21 protein-coding genes are annotated in these 20,990 nt (G+C 46.2%); 13 read left to right on the forward strand and 8 right to left on the reverse strand.

Annotation, left to right across the window (positions count from 1 at the left end):
* Positions 1–4 precede the first annotated feature (4 nt).
* Positions 5–412 (reverse strand): hypothetical protein, encoded by a 408-nt coding sequence (locus AC3CKG_RS18455; protein ID WP_029223609.1) that lies wholly within the window; start codon positions 410–412, stop codon positions 5–7.
* A 193-nt stretch (positions 413–605) separates the two neighbouring features.
* Positions 606–1,937 carry a ferredoxin reductase family protein gene (locus tag AC3CKG_RS18460; protein ID WP_488529749.1) on the reverse strand — a complete coding sequence of 444 codons (1,332 nt, stop codon included), beginning with the start codon at positions 1,935–1,937 and terminating at the stop codon, positions 606–608.
* Positions 1,938–2,113: 176 nt separating this feature from the next.
* Here AC3CKG_RS18460 and AC3CKG_RS18465 point away from each other — a divergent pair, with 176 nt between their 5' ends.
* The 3 genes from AC3CKG_RS18465 to AC3CKG_RS18475 all read left to right on the forward strand — a co-directional run bounded on the left by AC3CKG_RS18465 (position 2,114) and on the right by AC3CKG_RS18475 (position 4,113).
* Positions 2,114–2,803 carry a flavin reductase family protein gene (locus AC3CKG_RS18465; protein WP_065105280.1) on the forward strand — a complete coding sequence of 230 codons (690 nt, stop codon included), beginning with the start codon at positions 2,114–2,116 and terminating at the stop codon, positions 2,801–2,803.
* 102 nt (positions 2,804–2,905) lie between these two features.
* On the forward strand, positions 2,906–3,697 hold the full coding sequence (locus tag AC3CKG_RS18470) for a CLCA_X family protein (RefSeq protein WP_108209380.1): 792 nt from the start codon (positions 2,906–2,908) through the stop codon (positions 3,695–3,697).
* Between the two features lie 92 nt (positions 3,698–3,789).
* Complete coding sequence (locus AC3CKG_RS18475; RefSeq protein WP_281054096.1) at positions 3,790–4,113, forward strand: DUF4144 domain-containing protein; 324 nt, start codon at positions 3,790–3,792, stop codon at positions 4,111–4,113.
* A gap of 110 nt (positions 4,114–4,223) precedes the next feature.
* Here the strand turns inward: AC3CKG_RS18475 and AC3CKG_RS18480 are convergent, their stop codons facing one another.
* Positions 4,224–5,552 carry an anaerobic C4-dicarboxylate transporter gene (locus AC3CKG_RS18480; RefSeq protein ID WP_004732879.1) on the reverse strand — a complete coding sequence of 443 codons (1,329 nt, stop codon included), beginning with the start codon at positions 5,550–5,552 and terminating at the stop codon, positions 4,224–4,226.
* 411 nt (positions 5,553–5,963) lie between these two features.
* Here AC3CKG_RS18480 and AC3CKG_RS18485 point away from each other — a divergent pair, with 411 nt between their 5' ends.
* The 10 genes from AC3CKG_RS18485 to AC3CKG_RS18530 all read left to right on the forward strand — a co-directional run bounded on the left by AC3CKG_RS18485 (position 5,964) and on the right by AC3CKG_RS18530 (position 17,487).
* A complete protein-coding gene (locus AC3CKG_RS18485; RefSeq protein ID WP_281054095.1) occupies positions 5,964–6,623 on the forward strand; it encodes an HAD family hydrolase in 660 nt (219 codons plus the stop codon).
* Between the two features lie 195 nt (positions 6,624–6,818).
* Positions 6,819–7,445 carry an HD domain-containing protein gene (locus AC3CKG_RS18490; protein WP_428781105.1) on the forward strand — a complete coding sequence of 209 codons (627 nt, stop codon included), beginning with the start codon at positions 6,819–6,821 and terminating at the stop codon, positions 7,443–7,445.
* Between the two features lie 42 nt (positions 7,446–7,487).
* Positions 7,488–7,985 carry a GNAT family N-acetyltransferase gene (locus tag AC3CKG_RS18495; RefSeq protein ID WP_488529750.1) on the forward strand — a complete coding sequence of 166 codons (498 nt, stop codon included), beginning with the start codon at positions 7,488–7,490 and terminating at the stop codon, positions 7,983–7,985.
* An 88-nt stretch (positions 7,986–8,073) separates the two neighbouring features.
* Positions 8,074–8,760: a DNA-3-methyladenine glycosylase I gene (locus AC3CKG_RS18500; protein ID WP_488529751.1), complete on the forward strand. Its 687-nt coding sequence runs from the start codon at positions 8,074–8,076 to the stop codon at positions 8,758–8,760.
* A gap of 195 nt (positions 8,761–8,955) precedes the next feature.
* A complete protein-coding gene (locus AC3CKG_RS18505; RefSeq protein ID WP_065111848.1) occupies positions 8,956–9,690 on the forward strand; it encodes a GntR family transcriptional regulator in 735 nt (244 codons plus the stop codon).
* A 454-nt stretch (positions 9,691–10,144) separates the two neighbouring features.
* On the forward strand, positions 10,145–11,590 hold the full coding sequence (xdhA, locus tag AC3CKG_RS18510) for a xanthine dehydrogenase small subunit (RefSeq protein WP_488529752.1): 1,446 nt from the start codon (positions 10,145–10,147) through the stop codon (positions 11,588–11,590).
* Positions 11,583–13,988 (forward strand): xanthine dehydrogenase molybdopterin binding subunit, encoded by a 2,406-nt coding sequence (gene xdhB / locus AC3CKG_RS18515; protein WP_488529753.1) that lies wholly within the window; start codon positions 11,583–11,585, stop codon positions 13,986–13,988. The genes xdhA and xdhB overlap by 8 nt, the downstream gene beginning before the upstream one ends.
* 54 nt (positions 13,989–14,042) lie before the next feature.
* The gene (gene xdhC / locus AC3CKG_RS18520; RefSeq protein WP_488529754.1) at positions 14,043–14,924 is read left to right on the forward strand and encodes a xanthine dehydrogenase accessory protein XdhC; all 882 of its coding nucleotides are present in this window, start codon (positions 14,043–14,045) and stop codon (positions 14,922–14,924) included.
* 59 nt (positions 14,925–14,983) lie between these two features.
* The gene (gene guaD / locus AC3CKG_RS18525; protein ID WP_017111447.1) at positions 14,984–16,318 is read left to right on the forward strand and encodes a guanine deaminase; all 1,335 of its coding nucleotides are present in this window, start codon (positions 14,984–14,986) and stop codon (positions 16,316–16,318) included.
* A gap of 287 nt (positions 16,319–16,605) precedes the next feature.
* Positions 16,606–17,487 (forward strand): AEC family transporter, encoded by an 882-nt coding sequence (locus AC3CKG_RS18530; protein ID WP_065111843.1) that lies wholly within the window; start codon positions 16,606–16,608, stop codon positions 17,485–17,487.
* 111 nt (positions 17,488–17,598) lie between these two features.
* Here the strand turns inward: AC3CKG_RS18530 and AC3CKG_RS18535 are convergent, their stop codons facing one another.
* The 5 genes from AC3CKG_RS18535 to AC3CKG_RS18555 form a co-directional block, all read right to left on the reverse strand.
* A complete protein-coding gene (locus AC3CKG_RS18535) occupies positions 17,599–17,979 on the reverse strand; it encodes a carboxymuconolactone decarboxylase family protein (RefSeq protein ID WP_488529755.1) in 381 nt (126 codons plus the stop codon).
* A 60-nt stretch (positions 17,980–18,039) separates the two neighbouring features.
* Positions 18,040–18,396, reverse strand: a complete 357-nt coding sequence (locus AC3CKG_RS18540) for a MerR family transcriptional regulator (RefSeq protein WP_102383816.1) — start codon at positions 18,394–18,396, stop codon at positions 18,040–18,042.
* Positions 18,397–18,432: 36 nt separating this feature from the next.
* Entirely contained in the window at positions 18,433–18,951 is a 519-nt protein-coding gene (locus AC3CKG_RS18545) for a hypothetical protein (protein WP_048669456.1), read from the reverse strand.
* A 248-nt stretch (positions 18,952–19,199) separates the two neighbouring features.
* Positions 19,200–19,670 (reverse strand): GNAT family N-acetyltransferase, encoded by a 471-nt coding sequence (locus AC3CKG_RS18550; protein ID WP_102363765.1) that lies wholly within the window; start codon positions 19,668–19,670, stop codon positions 19,200–19,202.
* A gap of 50 nt (positions 19,671–19,720) precedes the next feature.
* Positions 19,721–20,956, reverse strand: a complete 1,236-nt coding sequence (locus AC3CKG_RS18555; RefSeq protein ID WP_488529756.1) for an MFS transporter — start codon at positions 20,954–20,956, stop codon at positions 19,721–19,723.
* Positions 20,957–20,990 lie beyond the last annotated feature (34 nt).

The raw sequence follows: 20,990 nt of genomic DNA on the forward strand, positions 1-20,990 counted from the left end.
AAAATCACTTCTTCTTGTTCTGCTCAACCAGCTTTTCATTCCACGCTACGTTGCCGTCTCGCTTGCTAACATCATACTCAGAACAAAACTGCGATATGGTCATGTTGTTGTCACCAGTTGCTAGCTTTAGCGCTAACTGCACTTGCTGGAGCTTGCTTTGCAGACGAAGGTTTTGGCCTGCCTTTGGGCTTTTTTCTTTGGCGAACTTTAAGGCGGCATGTTTACGCTCGGCAGCCCCCGCTCGGCGATCGGCTTCTGATAATAGATATTTTAGCTGCGCGACACTTTTCCCTTTTTTGAAAGCAGGTTCAAGCAGTTCGACACACTCATCAAATGATGGATTTATAACATACGGATCAATTTTGTGCGCTTGTTGGCGCATCCACTCTAACGCGAGCTTTTCATCTGACATTTTGCAATCTTTACCAATAAAACAGCCGTACATGGTATCGCTCAATAGCAAACCGCTGCAATAAAAAGTTGAGCAAGTTTTGCCTTTTTAACGAGTACTTGTAGTCAGGTATCAATAACGACAAATCGGACAGCGACTCCAGCCCCGCTACAAAGAGCCAAACTTGACGCTATTGATACCTCTTTCGGCCTTTTTAACGCATCACAAACAGCTCTTCGTGATAGTTCTGCTCAACATTAAACTTGCACGTATCCAGTTCTTTTTTAAGCGATATTGAGAACCGCTCTGGCCCGCAGAAATACAGCTCATAATCGTTTAAATCACCACACTGGTGAGCAATGCGTTCAGCGTTTAATCGAGGTGAGTGCAAGGTGTCTATCACGGTTAACTTCACACCAACCTCGTGTGCCAGGTGCCACAACTCATCGATTAATTGCTTATCAACACCACGAGTACAGTAAAACAGTTCGATACGGGGGTGATCTTGCTCTGTTTTGAGCGCTTCAAGCATAGCAAAGAAAGAAGCAATCCCGACACCACCCGCAATCCAAATTTGTGGCTTACTTAGGTCAAACTCAAGTCGCCCATAAGGCCCTTCCACCGTAACCGCATCGCCCGCATTTACTCGTTCATAAAGACCATTCGTAAAGTCACCCAATTCTTTAATCAAGAAGCGCAGTTCTGAGTCTTCGCTACCTGACACAATGGTAAACGGGTGTGGGTCTTCATTACCAAAACGCAAGTACGCAAACTGCCCTGCTTTATGGCCTCGCCAAGATGTACTTGGCTTTAACACTAACTCCATCACTTCAGCTTTTGGAAAATAGCGAGTGGAAGAAACAGCAGCAGAGTGACGATTACGACGCCCAACCAAACCCAACAAACTGTAAATCGCCGCGATAGATCCAATCAAAGCGAAGGCCACCGTTAGGTAATAAATAGGTTCGCCCCAATAGGCATGTTTGAGCAGTAATACCGAGTGAAAGGCGATCAACAGATACGCGACCGACATCAAGCGATGCGACAATTTAAACGGTTTGTATTTCACTGCCGCCCACAACGACGCCACCAGTAAAACGAGTAATAAGTAAAAACCCCATTCTCCAATGTTTTCAGCAAAACCATGTAGTCCATTGACCCACGCTTCCCAACCAGACAAAGTTCTTGCAGGGCCGGAACCGTCATGACGAACAGGTTTCGCCAACACACCTGACATCACTAGCCACTTAGGGATCTGGTACCACAACCAGTGCGTCACACCCAATGCAACGCCACCGATACCCAACCATTTGTGGACTCGATACGCTTTATCCATACCTTTGAGCCAATTCTCAACCATAGGTAAACGCATCGCCAAGATCATGGTGATGGACATTAACATCAGAGACAAAATACCCGAGTACTGAATCATGGCCGAGCGCCATTCAAATACGTTGCTTGAAGCGAAGAGTTGCGGTTCCATCGCAAACCAAAAGGCTGACATTGTGGCAATCATTGCCCAGATGATATTGCGGACTGTTTTCATTTTTTAACACTCATAAAGACGACATCATTACTTTAGCGTGCGTGATGTAAAGCGACGTCAACATGCGTAAATCTATGCAAAGGCACATACTCAATTGATCGATAGCGGATGCTTCTGCGTAAATATGGTTTGGCTAATGAACACGTTTGTCGATAACAATGGGAAGCAAAAAAGACATGAAGGACATGAACCTTTCAAGACAAGATATTCAAACAATGGATCAGCGAGAACGCGCTCGCTTAATCAACTCCTTATCAGGATTCAAAAGCGCCAACCTAATTGGTACGTGTGATAAACAAGGACTAGAAAACCTTGCTGTGGTGAGCTCTGTGGTTCATTTAGGGTCGAATCCACCTTTATTTGGCTTCATAGTTCGACCAGCAGAAAGTCGTCGCCATACATTAGAGAATATCCTAGAAACTCGACACTTCACCATCAACAGCATCGGTGCTGATTTTGTTCAGAAAGCGCATCAAACCTCGGCTCGTTATCCAAAGACGGCATCCGAATTCAAAGCCGTCGGCCTCACGGCTTACTATGACGACATGTTCCCCGCGCCATTTGTTTTAGAAAGCAGTCTCAAAATAGGGTTAGTTTTGAAAGAACAGATATCGATTGAGAGCAATCAAACGCAAATGTTGATTGGAGAGGTCATTACGATTCAAGCACCCAAACGTGCCGTGATGCCGGATGGCTACCTTGATTTAGAAGCGCTAGATTTAGTCACGATTTCAGGGTTAGACAGCTACCATGTCACTCAAAGGCTTCACCGCTTAAGTTATGCCAAGCCAGACAAATCTCTGTTTCCGCTGACTCGTGAAGGAAACCCAACATCATGGGAAGCTCGTGAGCTCAATTTAAGCTAATTTTGTTCGGTAATTTAGTCACAAAGGTGTTAACTTTCTCAGCTTAACTCAGTGCGCACACAACGATCTGAGCTACATCTACCGCCATTTCCAAGGACTCTTTTGAAGTTAACTCACTTTAAGTACAAGACTCGCAAAGGCCCAGATTATCGGCATGGCGATCAGGTGTCATTCATGGACATCAAACAGACCTTCGGTATGGGCAGCATTCGTGTGGGTGCTTGGGTGACGAAAGAAGAAAAAGAACTCGCTGCGAATCTGATATTCGACTCGTTAGCAGACTTGGCTTACATCCTGGCTTTGCCACCAGAAGCAATTGGCTTGCGTGGCACATTAGGCTTAGCGTTCGGCAGTGGCGGCAGAAAGGGTGTACAAGCACACTACGCGCCAAACCAAAGAGAATTAGCCCTCGCTAAAAACGCAGGGGCAGGTGCGTTAGCGCATGAGTTCTGGCATGCATTTGACCACTACATTGCCGAAAAAGCGTTTGAGATTGGTGATACCTCAGGCCCTCGCAAGCAAATCTTGTTCGCCAGTGACTGTTGGCTACACGATAGAAAGGTGCGACCTCATCCATTAAACGAGAGTTTGATGTCTGTATTCGATGCCACACTACTCAGTGACAACAACCTAGATAAACACGACTACGTTGCACGCAGTGTCATTGCAGACAAGGCAACGTCAGCTCGTTACTTCTCACTACCAACAGAAATGATGGCGCGAGCCTTTGAAGCTACGATTGAGTCCTGCTCAGATATCGAGAATTCTTACTTAGTCGATGGCACGACCAAACCGGATATGTTCCCTCTCTATCCAGACCTCAAGCACCGCAAAGAGATTTATCAAGCGCTTCAAGGTTATTTCGCGCCGTTGGGTCGATCTCTAAGTAAGTAACCTTCGAGTCGTTAGAGGTAAGAGATGATCCATCAGCGAAAAGTGTTTATAGTCCAGACATACACTTCAACATCCATGATTTAGAGGCAGTAATGATCAGTTGGCCATCTTTGGTAAAACTCGACGGTGATGATGAGCTTATTTACGTCGCATCCGAACCCGAATTTCAAGCAGAATGCTCAGATATGATCTTGGGCGAAGATGATTACCTCATCGATTCTGAAGGCGACAGCTATTCGCTTCAATCGAGTTCAAATCAACTGTCTCTAGCTAAACGAGCTGAGCAGTATTCAGTTGAAAACGTGACTAAGCTGATTCGAAATCACGAGTTCCAGAAAGCCGAAGTGTGCCTAATGAAAATCCACTTCCTGACTATCGAAGAAGCGATTCAGTCTTTGGCTTTTGAGCCACGTTAATATTGGTTTAGATTCGAAACCCAACTTCGAAACACAGTAGTGAATTAATACAGTACAAACAAAAACAGCGCCCAAATAGGCGCTGTTTTTCGTTTTACTTAGTTAACAGGTTAAGCGATAAAAATCTGAGCCAGTGCGTAGCCTAAACAACATGCACCGACCACACCGATTAAACCAACCGACATGAATGAGTGGTTGAAATACCACTTACCAATCTTGGTGGTACCAGAGACATCGAAGTTAACCGTAGCGATGTCTGATGGGTAGTTCGGGATGAAGAAGTAACCGTATACAGCTGGCATCAAGCCGATAAGCAGTGCTGGGTCTAATCCTAAGCCAAGGCCAACCGGTAGCATCATACGTGCAGTGGCGGCTTGAGAGTTCACGACAACCGATACAATGAATAGCGCTAGTGCAAACGTCCATGGGTAGTTAGTCACCATTTCCACGATGCCAGACTTGAACTGAGGCATTGCGTATTGGAAATAGGTATCCGACATCCAAGCGATACCGAAGATAGCAATCGCTGCCACCATACCTGATTTAAATACCACGCCATTTGGCACGTCACGTGGGTCGGTTTTGGTTGCAAGCAAGATGATACCGCCGAAACAGAGCATCATCATTTGGATGATCACCGACATCTTGATTGGCTTGTCGCCGTCTACGATGGTTCTGATCTCTGGCACCATCGCTACGATAACAATCACCACAATCGACAATAGGAAAATCAATACCGCATTACGAGCCGAAGTTGGCAGCACTTCATCCAAAGAGGTCGCTGTGGTGCTTTCGATGCGCTTTTTCCACTCAGGATCTTTTAGACGCGCTTGGTATTCAGGATCGTCGTTCAGTTCTTTACCACGTTTCAAGCTATACAGAGAAAGTAAAAGTGTGCCGAAAAGCGTTGCAGGAACCGTCACCATCAAAATCGAAAGCAGAGTAATAGAGTGTTGGATATCAGAAAGTTGTGCGAGGTAATAAACCACTGCTGCCGAGATTGGAGATGCAGTAATCGCCAGTTGAGAGGCAACAGACGCAGCCGCCATTGGGCGCTCAGGACGAATACCATTCTTCAACGCAACATCGCCGATGATTGGCATAATTGAGTAAACCGCGTGGCCAGTACCCAATAGGAATGTCATCGAGTAAGTCACGAACGGTGCTATCAAGGTGACGCGTTTCGGGTTCTTTCTCAGCACCCTTTCCGCAACTTGCAGCATGTATTTCAAGCCACCCGCCGCTTCGAGGATCGAGGCACAAGTAACAACAGCGAGGATGATCAGCATTACGGTGACAGGTGGAGACGTTGGTGGCATCTTGAAAACAAACACCTCGATAACCAAGCCAATCCCAGAAACAACACCTAAGCCGATACCGCCATACCGAGACCCGATATAAAGTACGACTAATAAAAATAGAAACTCAAAATACAACATAAGCAACCTTGCTAAAAATGTGGACTAATTCTATTTTGTCCGTAAGTTCCACCATTTACTTTTTGCTTGGTCACACTATGATTGCAGGCTTCCGCAAATTGTTTTTTATAAGATTATGGTCACGTTAACACGCCTGTAAGTTTATGAATTGTAATAATAAGCCAGACCCGAAACCTAGATTTGTTATGTATGATAACCATTCTTGTGTCTGTTAGAACGGTATGGCCTATAAAATATCAAGCTCATAACTGAACGATATCATTCCAAACTGAATCAATTAGATTACAGCTCATCCATAGGCATATTACTGAGCCAGTTCTGCATATTCTTACGCAACACTGACTCGCCTATCTCCAGACACTATGTCAAAATACTCGCCCTCACCACGACAACACAGAAAGAACCACGGATATGAATTTCCAAGCTGCTATTTTTGATATGGATGGACTGTTGCTCGACACCGAGCGACTTTGTATGCAGGTTTTTGAAGAAGCATGTCACGCGCAAGGTGTTCCGTTTTTGCAGGATGTTTACCTAGGCATCATTGGCTGTAACGCAAAAACCATCGAACAGATCTTTAGAAATGGCTACGGCGAAGGGTTAGATTACCCAGCATTGAACCATGAATGGCGCACTCGCTACAGTGCGATTGTTAAGCACCAGGCTATCCCAGTTAAAGATGGCGTGATTGAACTTCTTGAATGGCTGAAATCAAACGACATTCCAATCGCGGTTGCGACCTCAACTCAGCTTGATATCGCTAAAAAGAAGCTTGAGCTGGCTGGCCTAGATTCTTACTTCACCTCACTAAGCACAGGCTGCGAAGTGACCAATGGTAAACCTCACCCAGAGATCTACTTACTAGCGGCAGAACGCCTAGGTGTTGCCCCTGAAACCTGCCTAGCGTTTGAAGACTCAAACAACGGTATTCGCGCATCAATGGCAGCCAACATGATCAGCTTCCAAATCCCTGATTTAGTAGAGCCATGTGACGAAATAAAAGCGCTTGGTCACACGATTAGCCCTTCCCTGCATGATGTGTTAGCACAGCTTCAACAAGCTGCAGCTTAGGCTCTGATTACCGTTGATAACGCTTTAATCAACACAGAATAACCTTTCTATTAAGCCGACTCACAGAGTCGGTTTTTTTGTGGGTATTCCTTTTATAAAAGATAAAAACTCGCGCTTGAAACTGTTAAAGTCGATATGAAACGACACTGATCGATAAGCAACATTGATAACGTCTAAAAATGGAGAAAGGGACGCGTGATAGAAAAATTAGAAAGCCAACTGCTTGATTTTGCACAACAAGAAATGACACAAGATGCAGCGCACGACATCAGCCACATCAAACGCGTAGTCAAAACCGCCAAGGTTTTGTGTGCTCAAGAACAAGCTAAGCTTGAAGTCGTGCTGCCCGCCGCTTACCTTCATGATTGCTTCACCTTTCCGAAGAACCACCCAGACAGAGCCCAAAGCTCTCAAATGGCAGCAGACAAGGCGATCTCTTTCCTCAAATCTATCGAGTATCCTGCGCCCTACCTTGATGAGATCCATCATGCCATTGTTACTCACAGCTACAGCGCAAACATCACACCAGAAACCTTAGAAGCTCAGATCGTCCAAGATGCGGATCGCCTTGATTCGCTCGGAGCAATTGGCATCGCTCGCTGCTTGTATGTGGGTCAGAGCTTTAACGCCGAGCTGTATAACCACGAAGACCCGTTCGCTGAACATCGTGACTTAGATGACAAGCATTACAGCGTCGACCACTTCTACGTGAAGCTGTTTAAGCTAGCAGAAACCATGAATACAGAATCAGCCAAGTTAGAAGCCAACAAGCGCACCGATTACATGCGTGGCTTTCTTGAGCAGTTGGGCACGGAAGTTTAGCGGTTTAGAAAAAGAGACACGCGATAAGGAAGAGACAAGGATATGGAAATAAACCGCTTTAAAGCATCCGACGCCAACGAGATCGTCACTTGGTTCACATCACTCGAAGACTACGTACTATGGGGCGGACGAACCTTTGGTTGGCCGTTAGAAGCCGCCTCCATCATTGAACGTTCTCAAGAGCCCCATGTCGAGCTTTACACATTCTCCACATCTAGCACTAACTCGAATGCTAATGACTTGCTCGGTTTTATGGAGTTTCAGCGTATGTCAGACAGTGAGCTTCGCTTTTGCCGAGTCGCGATTCGCCCAAGCCAACGTGGTAAAGGGCTTGGGCAATCCATGATAGAAAGTGCATTAGAAGCGGCGAAAGAAATACCAGATGTCACCACCATCACCTTAGCGGTATTTAAGCAAAACCACGGCGCAAAACGCTGCTACGACAAAGCCGGCTTTCAAGTGGTAGACAAAGAGCCGAGCGTAAAAGAGTTCAATGGTAAAACATGGCCCTTGTATCAGATGGAATTAAAGCTCGGCTAGTTTGTTTTGATCAACAAACTGGTTTTAATTGCTAGATTCAACCCCATATCATTAAGCATTGGCTATACAGATGTAATTTGGAACCTTCATGACCCAAGAAAAATTCGACACCATTTATCAACGTGCCGCTCACCGCAAAGGCGGCTCAGCAGAGCTCGAAAAAATTGTTCGTGCGCCTCTTTCACAAGCCGAGTTATCACAAATCACCGACGACCGTTGGCTTGCAGCCTTTACCGAGAAGGTATTCCAGTGTGGTATTTCGTGGAATGTGGTGAGGAAGAAATGGCCGCAATTTGAAGAAGTGTTCTTTGAATTCAATATCGAAAAAATGCTGATGCTGCCGAATGAAATGTGGGAACAGAAAGCGCAAGACCCGCGCATTATTCGTCACCTTACTAAGGTGATGACCATCCCTGCCAATGCTACCATGATCCACAACGCCAAGCGTGAAGCCGATTCATTCTCGCAAATGGTTGCCGATTGGCCATCAGAACGCGTCACCGAACTTTGGGATTACCTGAAAAAACACGGCAAGCGATTAGGTGGTAATACTGGTGCCTACACTCTGCGCCAAATGGGTAAAGACACGTTCATCTTGTCATCAGATGTTGAAGCACACCTACGCAGCACAGACGTGGTTGATAGCGGTCGTAACACCAAGCGAGCACAACTGGCAGCGGGTAAAGCCTTCAACGAATGGCAGCAACAGTCAGGTCGCAGCTTGAGCGAAATCAGCCAAATTATTGCCTACAGCTGCGGTGATAATCGAGTTTAGTTGGATTAAAAATGGCTTAATGCTAAAGATTGCACACAGTTCCCTGCAAACAAAATGTTATAAGTCATTAACAAATAAGCGTGCATCGCACTTTCATCCGGTGGCATTGTATAGATAAGTGTATACAATATAGAGTAATACTCATGAATTATTCTCGACCAACCCAACTCGACTAAACAAAGGGTCCTTATCTCTATGACAGTTCTCAAAAACTCTGTCTCCAAAGGTGTAAAAACGAAAGTAACAGGCCAGACTCAAGACGATGTTGTTTACTGCCATATCTTCGACGCGATACTAGAACAAAGGCTGCCACCAGCCACCAAATTAAGCGAAGAAGCGTTAGCAGAAATCTTTAGCGTTAGCCGCACCATTATCCGCCGTGCCTTACTGCGTCTCTCTTTAGAACAAGTTGTGGTGATCCGTCCTAACCGAGGAGCCGTGATTGCTGCGCCAACGGTTGACGAAGCCAAACAGATCTTTAAAGCACGTGAAGTGATGGAAATTGCTATCACTGAGCTGGCGGTGAAAAACGCAACCAAAGCTCAAATAGAAGAATGCAGAAAATTAGTCGCGAAAGAGAACTGTGCTTTCGACCAAGGTGATTACGGCTCTGGCCTACGTTTGTCTGGTGAGTTCCACATCAAATTGGCTGAAATGGCAGAGAACACGCCACTGCTGGCTTTCCAACGCAGCTTGGTATCGCAAACTTCACTGCTGATCGCTCAGTACGAAACGGGCAACCACTCGAACTGTTCTCTAGACGAACACTCAGGCTTACTGGATGCGATAGAGTCAGGCAATGAACAACAAGCCGTAGAGTTGATGCAAGAACACCTAAGCCATATTCGTTCGAAGCTCAACCTAGACAGCAGCACAGCTTCTAGTGATCTGCATGTCGTGTTCTCAGATCTGCTCAAGAGTAAGTCATAGAAGATTCGACAAGCGATTAATAACCATCCGTTAATAACTTTTTGTTAACAAAACAGGAGAGAAGTAAGCCTCTGCGTTTACTTCTCTTTTTTATGCCCTCTCCCCTAAAAATAAAGACGACGATCGGCTCACATCCATCTAAAAATACTGTCTACTCTTGCCTCAACAGCGATCTTAGCCTCTACAGAATCACTTCTAACAGTGCCATGAATCTTGTCTTTATCTTGTATACATAGCTATCCATTCATTCACACCATAAAACTGTTCACACTCAATCCAAACCCTTATAAAACAGACGACTACGACCAAAATTAAATTGTATACAATTCACAGCAAGCCCTCCTTGTTGCATTTTTGTAAATAAATAGTTGACCACAGGGTCAGGATGGATAATTATTGACCTAGAAGTCAAAAAGAATACACATGGAAATATGTCGATTTACAAGGAGGTCTCTTGATTACTTTTTTGCTCAATCAGGAAATAAGACGTGAAGATAATCTGTCGCCAAATATGACAGTGCTCAACTACCTTCGTGCCAAAGTTAATAAAACGGGTACAAAAGAAGGTTGTGGGTCGGGTGACTGTGGTGCATGTACGGTAGTTCTGGGTGAAGTGGTTGATGGACAGCTGCAATACCGCTCGGTGAACTCTTGCCTGACGTTCGTTTCAGCGCTGCATGGCAAGCAACTGATCACAGTAGAAGATCTACAAAACCGAGATCGCTCTTTGCACCCCGTCCAGAAAGCGGTGGTGGATTTTCACGGTTCACAGTGTGGTTACTGCACGCCGGGCTTCATCATGTCGATGTTTGCCCTAGGCAAGAACAAACCCGATGCGAGCAAAGAAGACGTCATGGAATCACTGGCGGGTAACCTATGTCGCTGTACTGGTTACCGACCAATCGTTGATGCTGCGATGTCACTTTCAACAGACCAACCTTTGATCGACCAATTCGCTGAGCTTGAACGCATCACGATTAAGAAGCTAGAAGGTATTCAAGACACCGAAGCCAATTTACGCCTTGGTCACCTCACCGCTTTTTCCCCGAAAAGCACTGATGAGCTGGCCAAGCTTTTTCAAGCACATCCGAACGCTAAGCTGGTTGCTGGCGGCACGGATTTAGCACTGGAAGTCACACAATTCCATCGCGAGATTGAAACACTGATCAGCGTAAACCTTGTGGAAGACATGAAGGTATGCGAAGAAACCGACACCGATTTAATCATTGGTGCCAACCTGCCTATCAGTGACTCTTACGCACTACTGAAAAAACACTACCCAGATTTTGGTGAACTGCTACACCGCTTTGCATCACTGCAAGTGCGTAACCAAGGCACCATCGGCGGCAATGTAGCCAATGCCTCACCTATCGGTGATACCCCTCCTCTGCTGATTGCTTTGGACGCGAAAATCAAACTTCGTTGTGGCGACGAATCTCGCACCATGCCGATTCAAGATTACTTCATCAGCTACAAAGTGACGGCGCAGAAAGAGAGTGAATTCATTGAACAGATCATCATTCCTAAGCCAAGCAACGACAGTTTCCGAGCTTACAAACTATCTAAACGTTTAGACGATGACATCTCCGCGGTGTGTGGTGCGTTTGATATTCAAATCGAAGATGGCAAGGTTTCTTACGCTCGTATCGCTTTCGGCGGTATGGCTGCAACACCTAAGCGCGCGGCGCGTTGTGAAAATACGTTATTAGGCAAACCGTGGACAGACGCTAATATTAAGTTAGCGATGCAGGAACTGTATAACGACTTTGAGCCGCTATCTGATTTCCGTGCAAGCCAAGAATACCGTTCATTGTCGGCGGCCAACATGCTGCGTCGCTACTTCATTGAACGACAGAACAAAAACAACCAAATCGAAACAAGGGTAACGTCTTATGTCTAAATCAAATTCCTCTGTTCACAAGAGCAATGCGATGACCCACGAAGAGATGGTTACCATTGCAAAACAAGACCTTAAAACTGGCGTAGGTAAAAGCGTTAAACACGACAGTGCAGCCAAGCAAGTAACGGGCGAAGCGGTATACATTGACGACCGTCTAGAGTTCCCAAATCAGCTGCACGTATACGCACGCCTGAGCACTCAAGCACACGCGAACATCACCAAGATAGATTTATCACCGTGTTACGAATTCGAAGGCGTGGCGATTGCCATTCAAGCGAAAGACGTACCGGGTGAGCTAGATATCGGCGCCATCCTACCGGGTGACCCACTGCTTGCAGACGGAAAAGTGGAATACTACGGCCAACCTGTGATTGCCGTGGCTGCCAACGATTTAGAAACCGCACGTAAAGCCGCACAAGCTGCAATCATTGAATACGAAGAACTCCCTGCGATTCTTGATGTAAAAGAAGCACTAGAGAAAGAACACTTCGTGACAGAGAGCCACACTCAACAACGTGGTGACTCAAAAGCAGCACTGGCAAAAGCAAAACACGTGATCTCTGGCGATCTAGAGATCGGCGGCCAAGAGCACTTCTACCTAGAAACCCAAATCAGTAGCGTTATGCCAACCGAAGATGGCGGCATGATCGTTTACACCTCGACCCAAAACCCGACCGAAGTTCAAAAACTGGTTGCGGAAGTGATTGGCGTACCGATGCACAAAGTCGTGATTGATATGCGTCGTATGGGCGGTGGTTTCGGTGGTAAAGAGACTCAAGCGGCCTCTCCAGCATGTATGGCTGCGGTGATTGCCCACCTTACAGGCCGACCTACAAAAATGCGTTTGCTACGCAGTGAAGACATGCAGCAAACCGGTAAACGCCACCCGTTCTACAATCAATACACAGTCGGTTTTGACGACAATGGTGTGATTCAAGGTGCCGACATTACCGTTGCAGGTAACTGTGGTTACTCGCCAGACTTATCAAGTTCTATCGTCGACCGAGCGATGTTCCACTCAGACAACGCCTATTATCTAGGTGATGCAACTGTGGTTGGTCATCGATGCAAAACCAACACCGCATCGAACACCGCTTACCGTGGCTTTGGTGGCCCGCAAGGCATGATGACCATTGAACACATCATGGACGAGATTGCGCGTTACCTGAAAAAAGATCCTTTGGAAGTACGTAAAGCGAACTACTACGGCGAAGAAGGCCGTAACGTGACCCATTACTACCAAACCGTTGAAGACAACTTTTTACCTGAGATAACCGAACAGCTTGAACGCAGCAGTGACTACCACGCACGTCGTAAAGAAATCGCTGAGTTCAACAAGCAAAGCCCTATCTTGAAGAAAGGCCTTGCGATCACACCCGTGAAATTCGGCATCTCGTTTACTGCGACTTTCTTGAACCAAGCAGGTGCGCTCATCCATATCTACACCGATGGCAGTATTCATTTGAATCACGGTGGTACGGAAATGGGGCAAGGCTTGAACATCAAAGTGGCACAAATCGTTGCACAGGAGTTCCAAGTCGATGTCGAACGTATCCAGATCACCGCTACAAACACAGACAAAGTTCCGAACACATCACCAACCGCAGCCTCATCGGGCACCGACCTCAACGGTAAGGCCGCGCAAAACGCCGCAATGACCATTAAGCAGCGCCTGATCGACTTCGCTTCTTCGCACTTCAAAGTGTGGCCTGAAGAGGTGGTATTTAAGAACGGCATGGTGCAGATCCGCGATGAGATCATGACCTTCAACTCATTTGTTGAACTGGCTTGGTTTAACCAAATCTCGCTATCGAGCACTGGCTTCTACCGCACTCCGAAGATCTATTACGATCACGAGAAAGCGCGCGGTCGCCCATTCTACTACTACGCATACGGAGCATCTTGTTCAGAGGTTATCGTCGATACCTTAACCGGCGAGAACAAGATTCTGCGTGTCGATATTCTGCATGACGTGGGCGCTTCATTGAACCCAGCGATTGATATCGGCCAAGTTGAAGGTGGCTTTGTGCAAGGTGTCGGTTGGTTAACCACGGAAGAGTTGGTTTGGAACCAGCAAGGCCGCTTGATGACCAATGGCCCTGCAAGTTACAAAATTCCAGCGATAGCTGATATGCCAATTGATTTCAGAACGCACCTTTTAGAAAACCGCAACAACCCAGAAGACACCGTATTCAACTCGAAAGCCGTGGGTGAACCGCCTTTCATGTTGGGTATGTCGGTATGGAGCGCACTGAAAGACGCCATTAGCTATGTAGCCGTCGATGGCGCGATTCCTAAGCTCAACACACCTGCAACGCCAGAACGTATTCTGATGGCGATTCAGGAAGTCACTGAAACCGCTCCGACTTCGGTCGATGCTCAATCAGAAACGGCTTAGGACTCATATCGATCGATTAGCTTGGGAAGCATAAAAAGGGATTTAGGAGGACATATGTTTAAGGATAATTGGATTCACGAACTGGCAAAACTGGAAGAGAACTACGAGCCATGTGTAATGGTGACGGTGCTCGAAGACAGAGGTTCCGTTCCACGCGATGCGGGCACCAAAATGCTTATCACTCGTGACCGAATCATCGCTACGATTGGTGGTGGTCACCTTGAACATGTGGCCACTAAAATGGCTCGCGAAATGCTGATTGCCAGTGAAAAGTCACTCAAGGTGGAACGCTTCAACCTCGGTGCTCGCTTAGGCCAATGCTGTGGCGGAATGGCAACGTTAAGCTTTGAGCCGATTGGCACTCAGCAGAACCACCTCGTGTTGTTTGGCGCTGGCCACGTTGCCAAAGCGCTGCTGCACATTGTCGCAACCCTACCCTTCCGCGTGACTTGGATTGATGAGCGTGAAGAAGTATTCCCTGAAACATTGCCACACGGTGTGAAAAAGCTTGTCTCAGATGATCCGGTTGGCGAAGTGAAACACATGCCACCGAACAGCTATTACCTTGTGATGACCCACAACCACCAGCTTGATTTCGATTTAACCAAAGCCATCATCGACCGTGAAGACAGCCGTTACTTCGGCATGATTGGATCACTCACTAAGCGCAAGAAGTTCGACTTCCGCTTAGAGCAACGCGGCTATAGCCAAGAGCAAATCGAAACTATGCTTTGCCCGATTGGCATTAGTGCAGTGAATGGCAAACACCCTGCCGAAATTGCGGTGTCGGTTGCGGGTGAACTGATCGCACACTATCAAGGCCAAGCGCTTGAACAAAAGCGCCCAACCAAACAATATCGAAATCAGGATTTGACCGATCAACACAGTCAACCAAGCGACGTAGGCGAACCACCATTGGAAGAGAAGATCGCCTAATAAAAGTCGCAAAGCTTCAGTGGCCATAACGTCTCTGAAGTCATTAAAAGGAAGTAAACATGACAACGCAACGCAAAGCTTATCGCGCCAGTATTTTACACAGCGTAGCCGACCCAAAAGACGTCGGTATCGATGAGTCTTACGACTATTTTGAAGACGGTGTTTTAGTGGTTGAGAACGGCCATGTCGTCGACTTAGGCCATGCCGACGAAATATTGGCTCGCCAACCTAAAACACTCGAAGTAAAACAATACAAAGACAAGCTGATCACCTCTGGCTTTATTGATACGCACATCCACTACCCTCAGACAGGGATGATCGCGTCTTACGGTGAGCAGCTTCTTGATTGGTTAGAGAACTACACCTTCCCAGAAGAAAAGCGCTTCAAAAACCCAGTTTACGCACACAAAGTGGCGAAGCTATTCCTAGACGAATTGGCAAGCAACGGCACCACCACTGCACTCGTATTTGGCACGGTACACAAAGAGTCGGTTAACGTATTCTTTGAAGAAGCCGAGAAGCGTAACTTACGTATGATCGCGGGTAAGGTTCTGATGGATCGCAACGCGCCTGATTACCTCACCGACACACCAGAATCTGGCTATGCAGACTCAAAAGAGTTAATCGAAAAGTGGCACAAGCGTGGTCGTTTGCACTATGCCGTAACGCCTCGCTTCGCGCCAACCAGTACACCAGAACAACTTGCTACTGTAGGTAAACTGCTAGAAGAATACCCAGACGTGTACATGCACACTCACCTTTCAGAAAATGAAAAAGAGATCGAGTGGGTGAAATCGCTGTTCCCAGAGCGCGACAGTTACCTAGATGTATATGACCACTATGGTCTGCTGCACAAGCGCTCGGTATTCGCGCACGGCATTCACTTATCAGACTGCGAGTGTAAGCGCCTCGCGGATACCGATTCTGCCATCGCCTTCTGCCCAACTTCAAACCTATTTCTGGGTTCTGGCTTGTTCAAGTTACCGAAAATGGAAGAGCACGGTATTCGTGTCGGCATGGGTACCGATGTAGGCGCAGGCACCAGCTTTTCAATTCTGCAAACCATGAGCGAAGCCTACAAAATCATGCAGCTTCAACAAGAGAAACTGCACCCAGCCAAATCACTGTTCTTGGCAACTCTAGGCGGCGCACGCTCGCTGCATTTAGAAGACAAGATCGGTAACCTAGAAGTCGGTAAAGAAGCGGATTTCGTGGTGTTGGATCTACACGCTACACAGCTGATGCGCTTTAGAATGGAACAAGCTACCAAGCTTGAAGAGAAGCTGTTTGTATTAATGAGCTTGGGTGACGACAGAACCGTTAGCGAGACTTACATCTATGGCGAAAAAGCTTACGATGTGAACTTCAAAGATTACAAAAAGCTCGTTAGTTAGGCTTAAAACCGAGTAACAATCGCTAGACAACGACAGCCGTCGTTAATTAAAAATCCGTCCAGATTTATCTAGCCTTTAAAGACCAGTTGCTGATGCCACTGGTCTTTTTTGTGCTTCATTCAAAGAAATATAAATTAACCGCTCACAGACAACGATCTTCGGTGACGCCAAGTCATTATATTGATAGGTTAATGTTTATACATCTCGACTTCATACTTCACTTTAGCGTCTCTCTAAGACATTCGTTTCTCAGCTAAATGGAAGCACCCAATCTAGAAAGGAATTCTATGTTCGAACAGGTCGTCAGCATTCTGTTTCCCGTTTTTGCTTTAGCCAGTGCTGGCTTTGCGGTCGGTCGTTGGCTCAAGCCCGATTTCAAACCGATCAATCGCATCAACATGGATGTGTGTATCCCTGCGCTGGTGTTTGCATCGCTGACCACCATGCCTCTCGACACAGAACAACTGCCACTCATCACAGCTTCTTTGGTCGCGGTGTTGGTACCTGCTTTATTGATGATTCCAATCTGTAAAATCTTTAAGCTCAACTTCAAAGCTTGGGCTCCGCCACACATGTTTCGCAACAGTGGCAACCTCGCGATTCCTCTGTTCACGTATACCTTTGGCGAGAGCGCATTAGCCCCTGCTGTACTGCTGTTTGTGGTGTCGGCTTGCGTGCACATTAGTGTTGGCTTGGCGCTATTGAGCGACGGTAATCCGATTAAACAGATCCTCAAGATGCCGATATTCTTGGCCGCTGCATTGGCGATGACGTTGAACTTATCTGGCATTGCAGTGTGGAATCCAATCTATGAAGCGACATCGCTACTCGGCCAAGCTGCCGTGCCTATCATGCTGTTGTCGTTGGGCTCGCAAATGGTCAACTTGAGACTGAGCGGATTAAAAGTCGGCTTGTTGTGTACCGCTCAATCGCTGTTTACCGGAGCCATAGCCTTTACCATCATCTACTTCTTTATCCCACTGCCAACGCTGCATTTACAAATGATGGTGCTGTTCACCATGCTGCCACCCGCCGTGATGAACTACCTGTTTGCAGAACGCTTCAATGTCGAGCCGCCTAAAGTCGCGTCCATGGTGTTGTTCGGCAACTTCCTGAGTGTGGTCACCTTGCCTATTTTGTTGTCGTTCGCGCTGTCTATGTCGTCTTAAAGAACCGCGAACCTTCAGGTTTACGAGCTTTAAAACTCAGACAATCAATAAAAAAGGAGCGCAACTTAGTAAAGTTGACGCTCCCTTTTCAGACTATATTTTCTATTTACCTTAGGCTGTGTTTCTCTCCGCAAGCACCTCTTTAAATGCGAACATGCCATTTAGTGCCGAAGGGAATCCCGCATACACCGACATCTGCAGTATCACTTCTTTGATCTCCTCTTCGCTGCATCCTACATTGAGTGCCGCATTCAAATGCACCTTAAGCTGAGGGGCACAATTTCCGAGTGCGGTAAGGGCAGCGACGGTCGCGATCTCTCGTGATTTCAAATCCAAACCGGGACGCGAATAGATGTCACCAAAGGGATACTCGATAGTATATTTGGCAAGATCAGGGCAAATGTCTTGCAGGCTTTCGATAGTCTGTTTCCCTGCTTCTCCATCGATATAATTCAGTCTTTCTAAGCCAGTTTCAAAACGTGATTGATTCATGAGTCTGTTCCTGTATTTATAGTTCACAGGAACACCTTACAAGTTAGAGTCGACTCTAAGTCAACGGACTTTTCCATCTCGATACAAACTAATTTTTCGCTCTAGAGCCGCCAGATGCTTTTGTTGCTCTTCGATATGGGCTCGCAAATTCTGTTGATGTTGTTCGAGTAACACTTGGCGCTGCGAAACAGATTCTGGCCCTAACTCCCTTAGCTTTGCGTATTCTAAAATCTCATCCAGTGGCATTGCGGTGTCTTTCAGCCGCTTCACAAACTCAATCCAGGTAACGTCCTTCGATGTATAGACTCGATGGCCGCTACTGTTCCGCTGAACATTTTTCAACAAGCCGATTTTTTCATAGTAGCGAAGCGTATGGGCGGACAAACCCACCAACCGAGAGAACTCACTCACATTCATTACTTCACCTTTTCTGCTAGTTACTAGGAACTCAAGTTATGCGCACTTATCTAATTTGAGCTCTGCGGTCACTTTCGTCAAACGCAAAGCAATAGCGAAGCAAACTAAGTAAGGACTCACATACCAGAAGATGCTTTCTAATGGCTGCTTCACCTGCGCTTCTCTGGTTTTAATGTATTGGTTTTTCTGCTTCTCATACTGACTCAACATACCATCCACCCACACGGCATCACTTTCCACCAGCGACACGCTCGGCGCAGGAACCGTAAAATCCGATGCGTTGGGTAACAAGGTGAAATCAACATCTTTGAACGTAATCGCCGTATTCAAATACCACAAACACGCTTCATGGTGCTGAGCGTGATTATCCAAAGATGGTTGACCGGTGCAGGTATCACTTCTCAGCTTATCCAAAGAAAACTGCTGAACCGATTCTAAAATCGCCACCGCTCTGGTTTGTTCTGTTTCAACCCAATCACCCGCTACTTTCGCACGAATCTCAGACACTGCACCCAGCATCCCGATACCCGCCAGAAACGGCCATAAATAATCCATAAGTTTCCACTTGCGTCGGCTCAAGTTGAACCCACACCAAATCGGAAGATGAAAAAGGAGCGTTAGCCCAAGCGATAGAAAAACGAAATTCAAGGAGCTAGAGAGCATGAGTTCGCTATCAAAGAAGTTCTTCATAATGAGAGACTTGCCTGTATAACAAAGAGAAATTTGATACTAGGTTCGATGTTAGAAAAGAGTGTAAGGGGAAAGTAAAAACAGCACCAACAATTGGAGTTAGTGCTGTTTATTTAAGCAACCACCGGCTTTTCCATAGGGATGCAATCGAGGCTAATACCTCTAGGCGAGTGATAAGTGGAAAGTTCATCGCCAATAAAGCCACACGAACGATAAAACGTAGCGGCATTCAGGGTCGATTCTAACTTCATTAAGGGCAAGTTGTGTTGAATCGCGAGCTCCTCTAAGAACTGCAACATCTGCTTCGCTGCGCCTTTTCCCGCAAAGTCAGGGTCAACAAAAATAGCATCAACCATACCGGTTTCGATGTTGATCTTACCGCTGCCAATCACTCGACCATCAACTTCTGAAACGTGGAAGGTTTCAACTACATCACTGATGAATCCATCAGACATTCCACCCTGCGTCCATATTGACAGCTGTTCTTCTGAGTAATAAGCCGAGCACTTCTCGACAATGGCACGGCTTCGAATATCGAAAATATCCTGAGCATCAGACTCTGCCGCTTTTCTAATTGTAATCATAAGCCTACCTCTGGTGACTAAAAGATACTACTTGCTAGTAAATCGAATAACTACTCGGTGACTAACGCTGGAGATTGCTTCCCCTTAGCTGACATAAGATAAAAACCAACGGCACCAACCACTGAAATTAATATCACACTAAACCAAGTGAAAGTGTACCCATAATCATCGATAAAGTAGCCAATCACGATAAAACTAGGCATGACGAAAACCGTTCGCAAGGTAATGAGCACGCCTTGAATGCGTCCACGATGACTCGACGGGGAGTTGTTTGCTAAATATATGCCCTCTTTTGTCAAAAGAAGAACCTCGCCCGCAGATAGAAATAGCCAAGCAAAGAAATGAACAGGAATGTTGGGAAACAACATGACGAGCATATAACCAAAGGCAAACACAAAGCCTGCATAAGCAAGGCTTACGGTTTCAGCCTTACCTGACGTGAATTTCATTAAGATTGGCGTAATCAGCACCACTACAACACAAGCGTAAGTCATAAGTTGCCCGAAAATAATTGGACCTTGCTCTCCAAACACATGGCTCAAATACAGTGGGCTCGCCATTGTCATTTGATTTAGCGAATACCACAGTAATCCACATAGAAAAGTGAATAACAAAAGCCGTGGCCTTGATTTTAAAACTGACCAAACCGAACCAGAAACGGGCTGTTCCAGCCCACTCTCGCTGGTCGATCCCATACCAGGTTGCAACTTCACAAACGCAGCCACAATAAAAACACAAAAAAGAGCAGCAAAACCGTTACCGAAAAATATCCAGTCAGTGTGATTCCAGAACAAGTACCCGGCCATAACAGGACCAAGAGCTGAACCAAAGTTATAGGCTAGATAACTCAGTGAGATGACTGCATCACGATTCTGAGGGGTAGAAAGGTCGGCAACTAAAGCATTACTCGCGGGCAACGCTAAACCGCCAAAGAAATAGGCACAAAACAAAAACACAGGTACGACGACCGGAGCATCGGCAAAGAAACCACAAATAATCAATAATACAGCACACATAAACTCGCCAAACACCATGACCCGTTTATGTCCCAACCTATCCGCTAATCTCCCACCTAAAAAGCTCCCTAAAAGGTAAGAGCCCGTCACACCCATGGCAAGGGAACCTGCGACTGTTGCGGAATAACCCAACTTACCGGTTAACAGTAAGACTAAAAATGGAACAATAAAGTTACCCATCCCCAGAATCATTCTAGCCAGTGCTAAATAATAGATATTATTCGGTAAATACCTGTAAATAGAAATGGCTGAGAAAAGCTTATGAATCATGAAATGCCTAAAGTATGTAAGTGCTTAATTATGA

Source organism: Vibrio sp. QJM3NY_15, assembly GCF_057785995.1.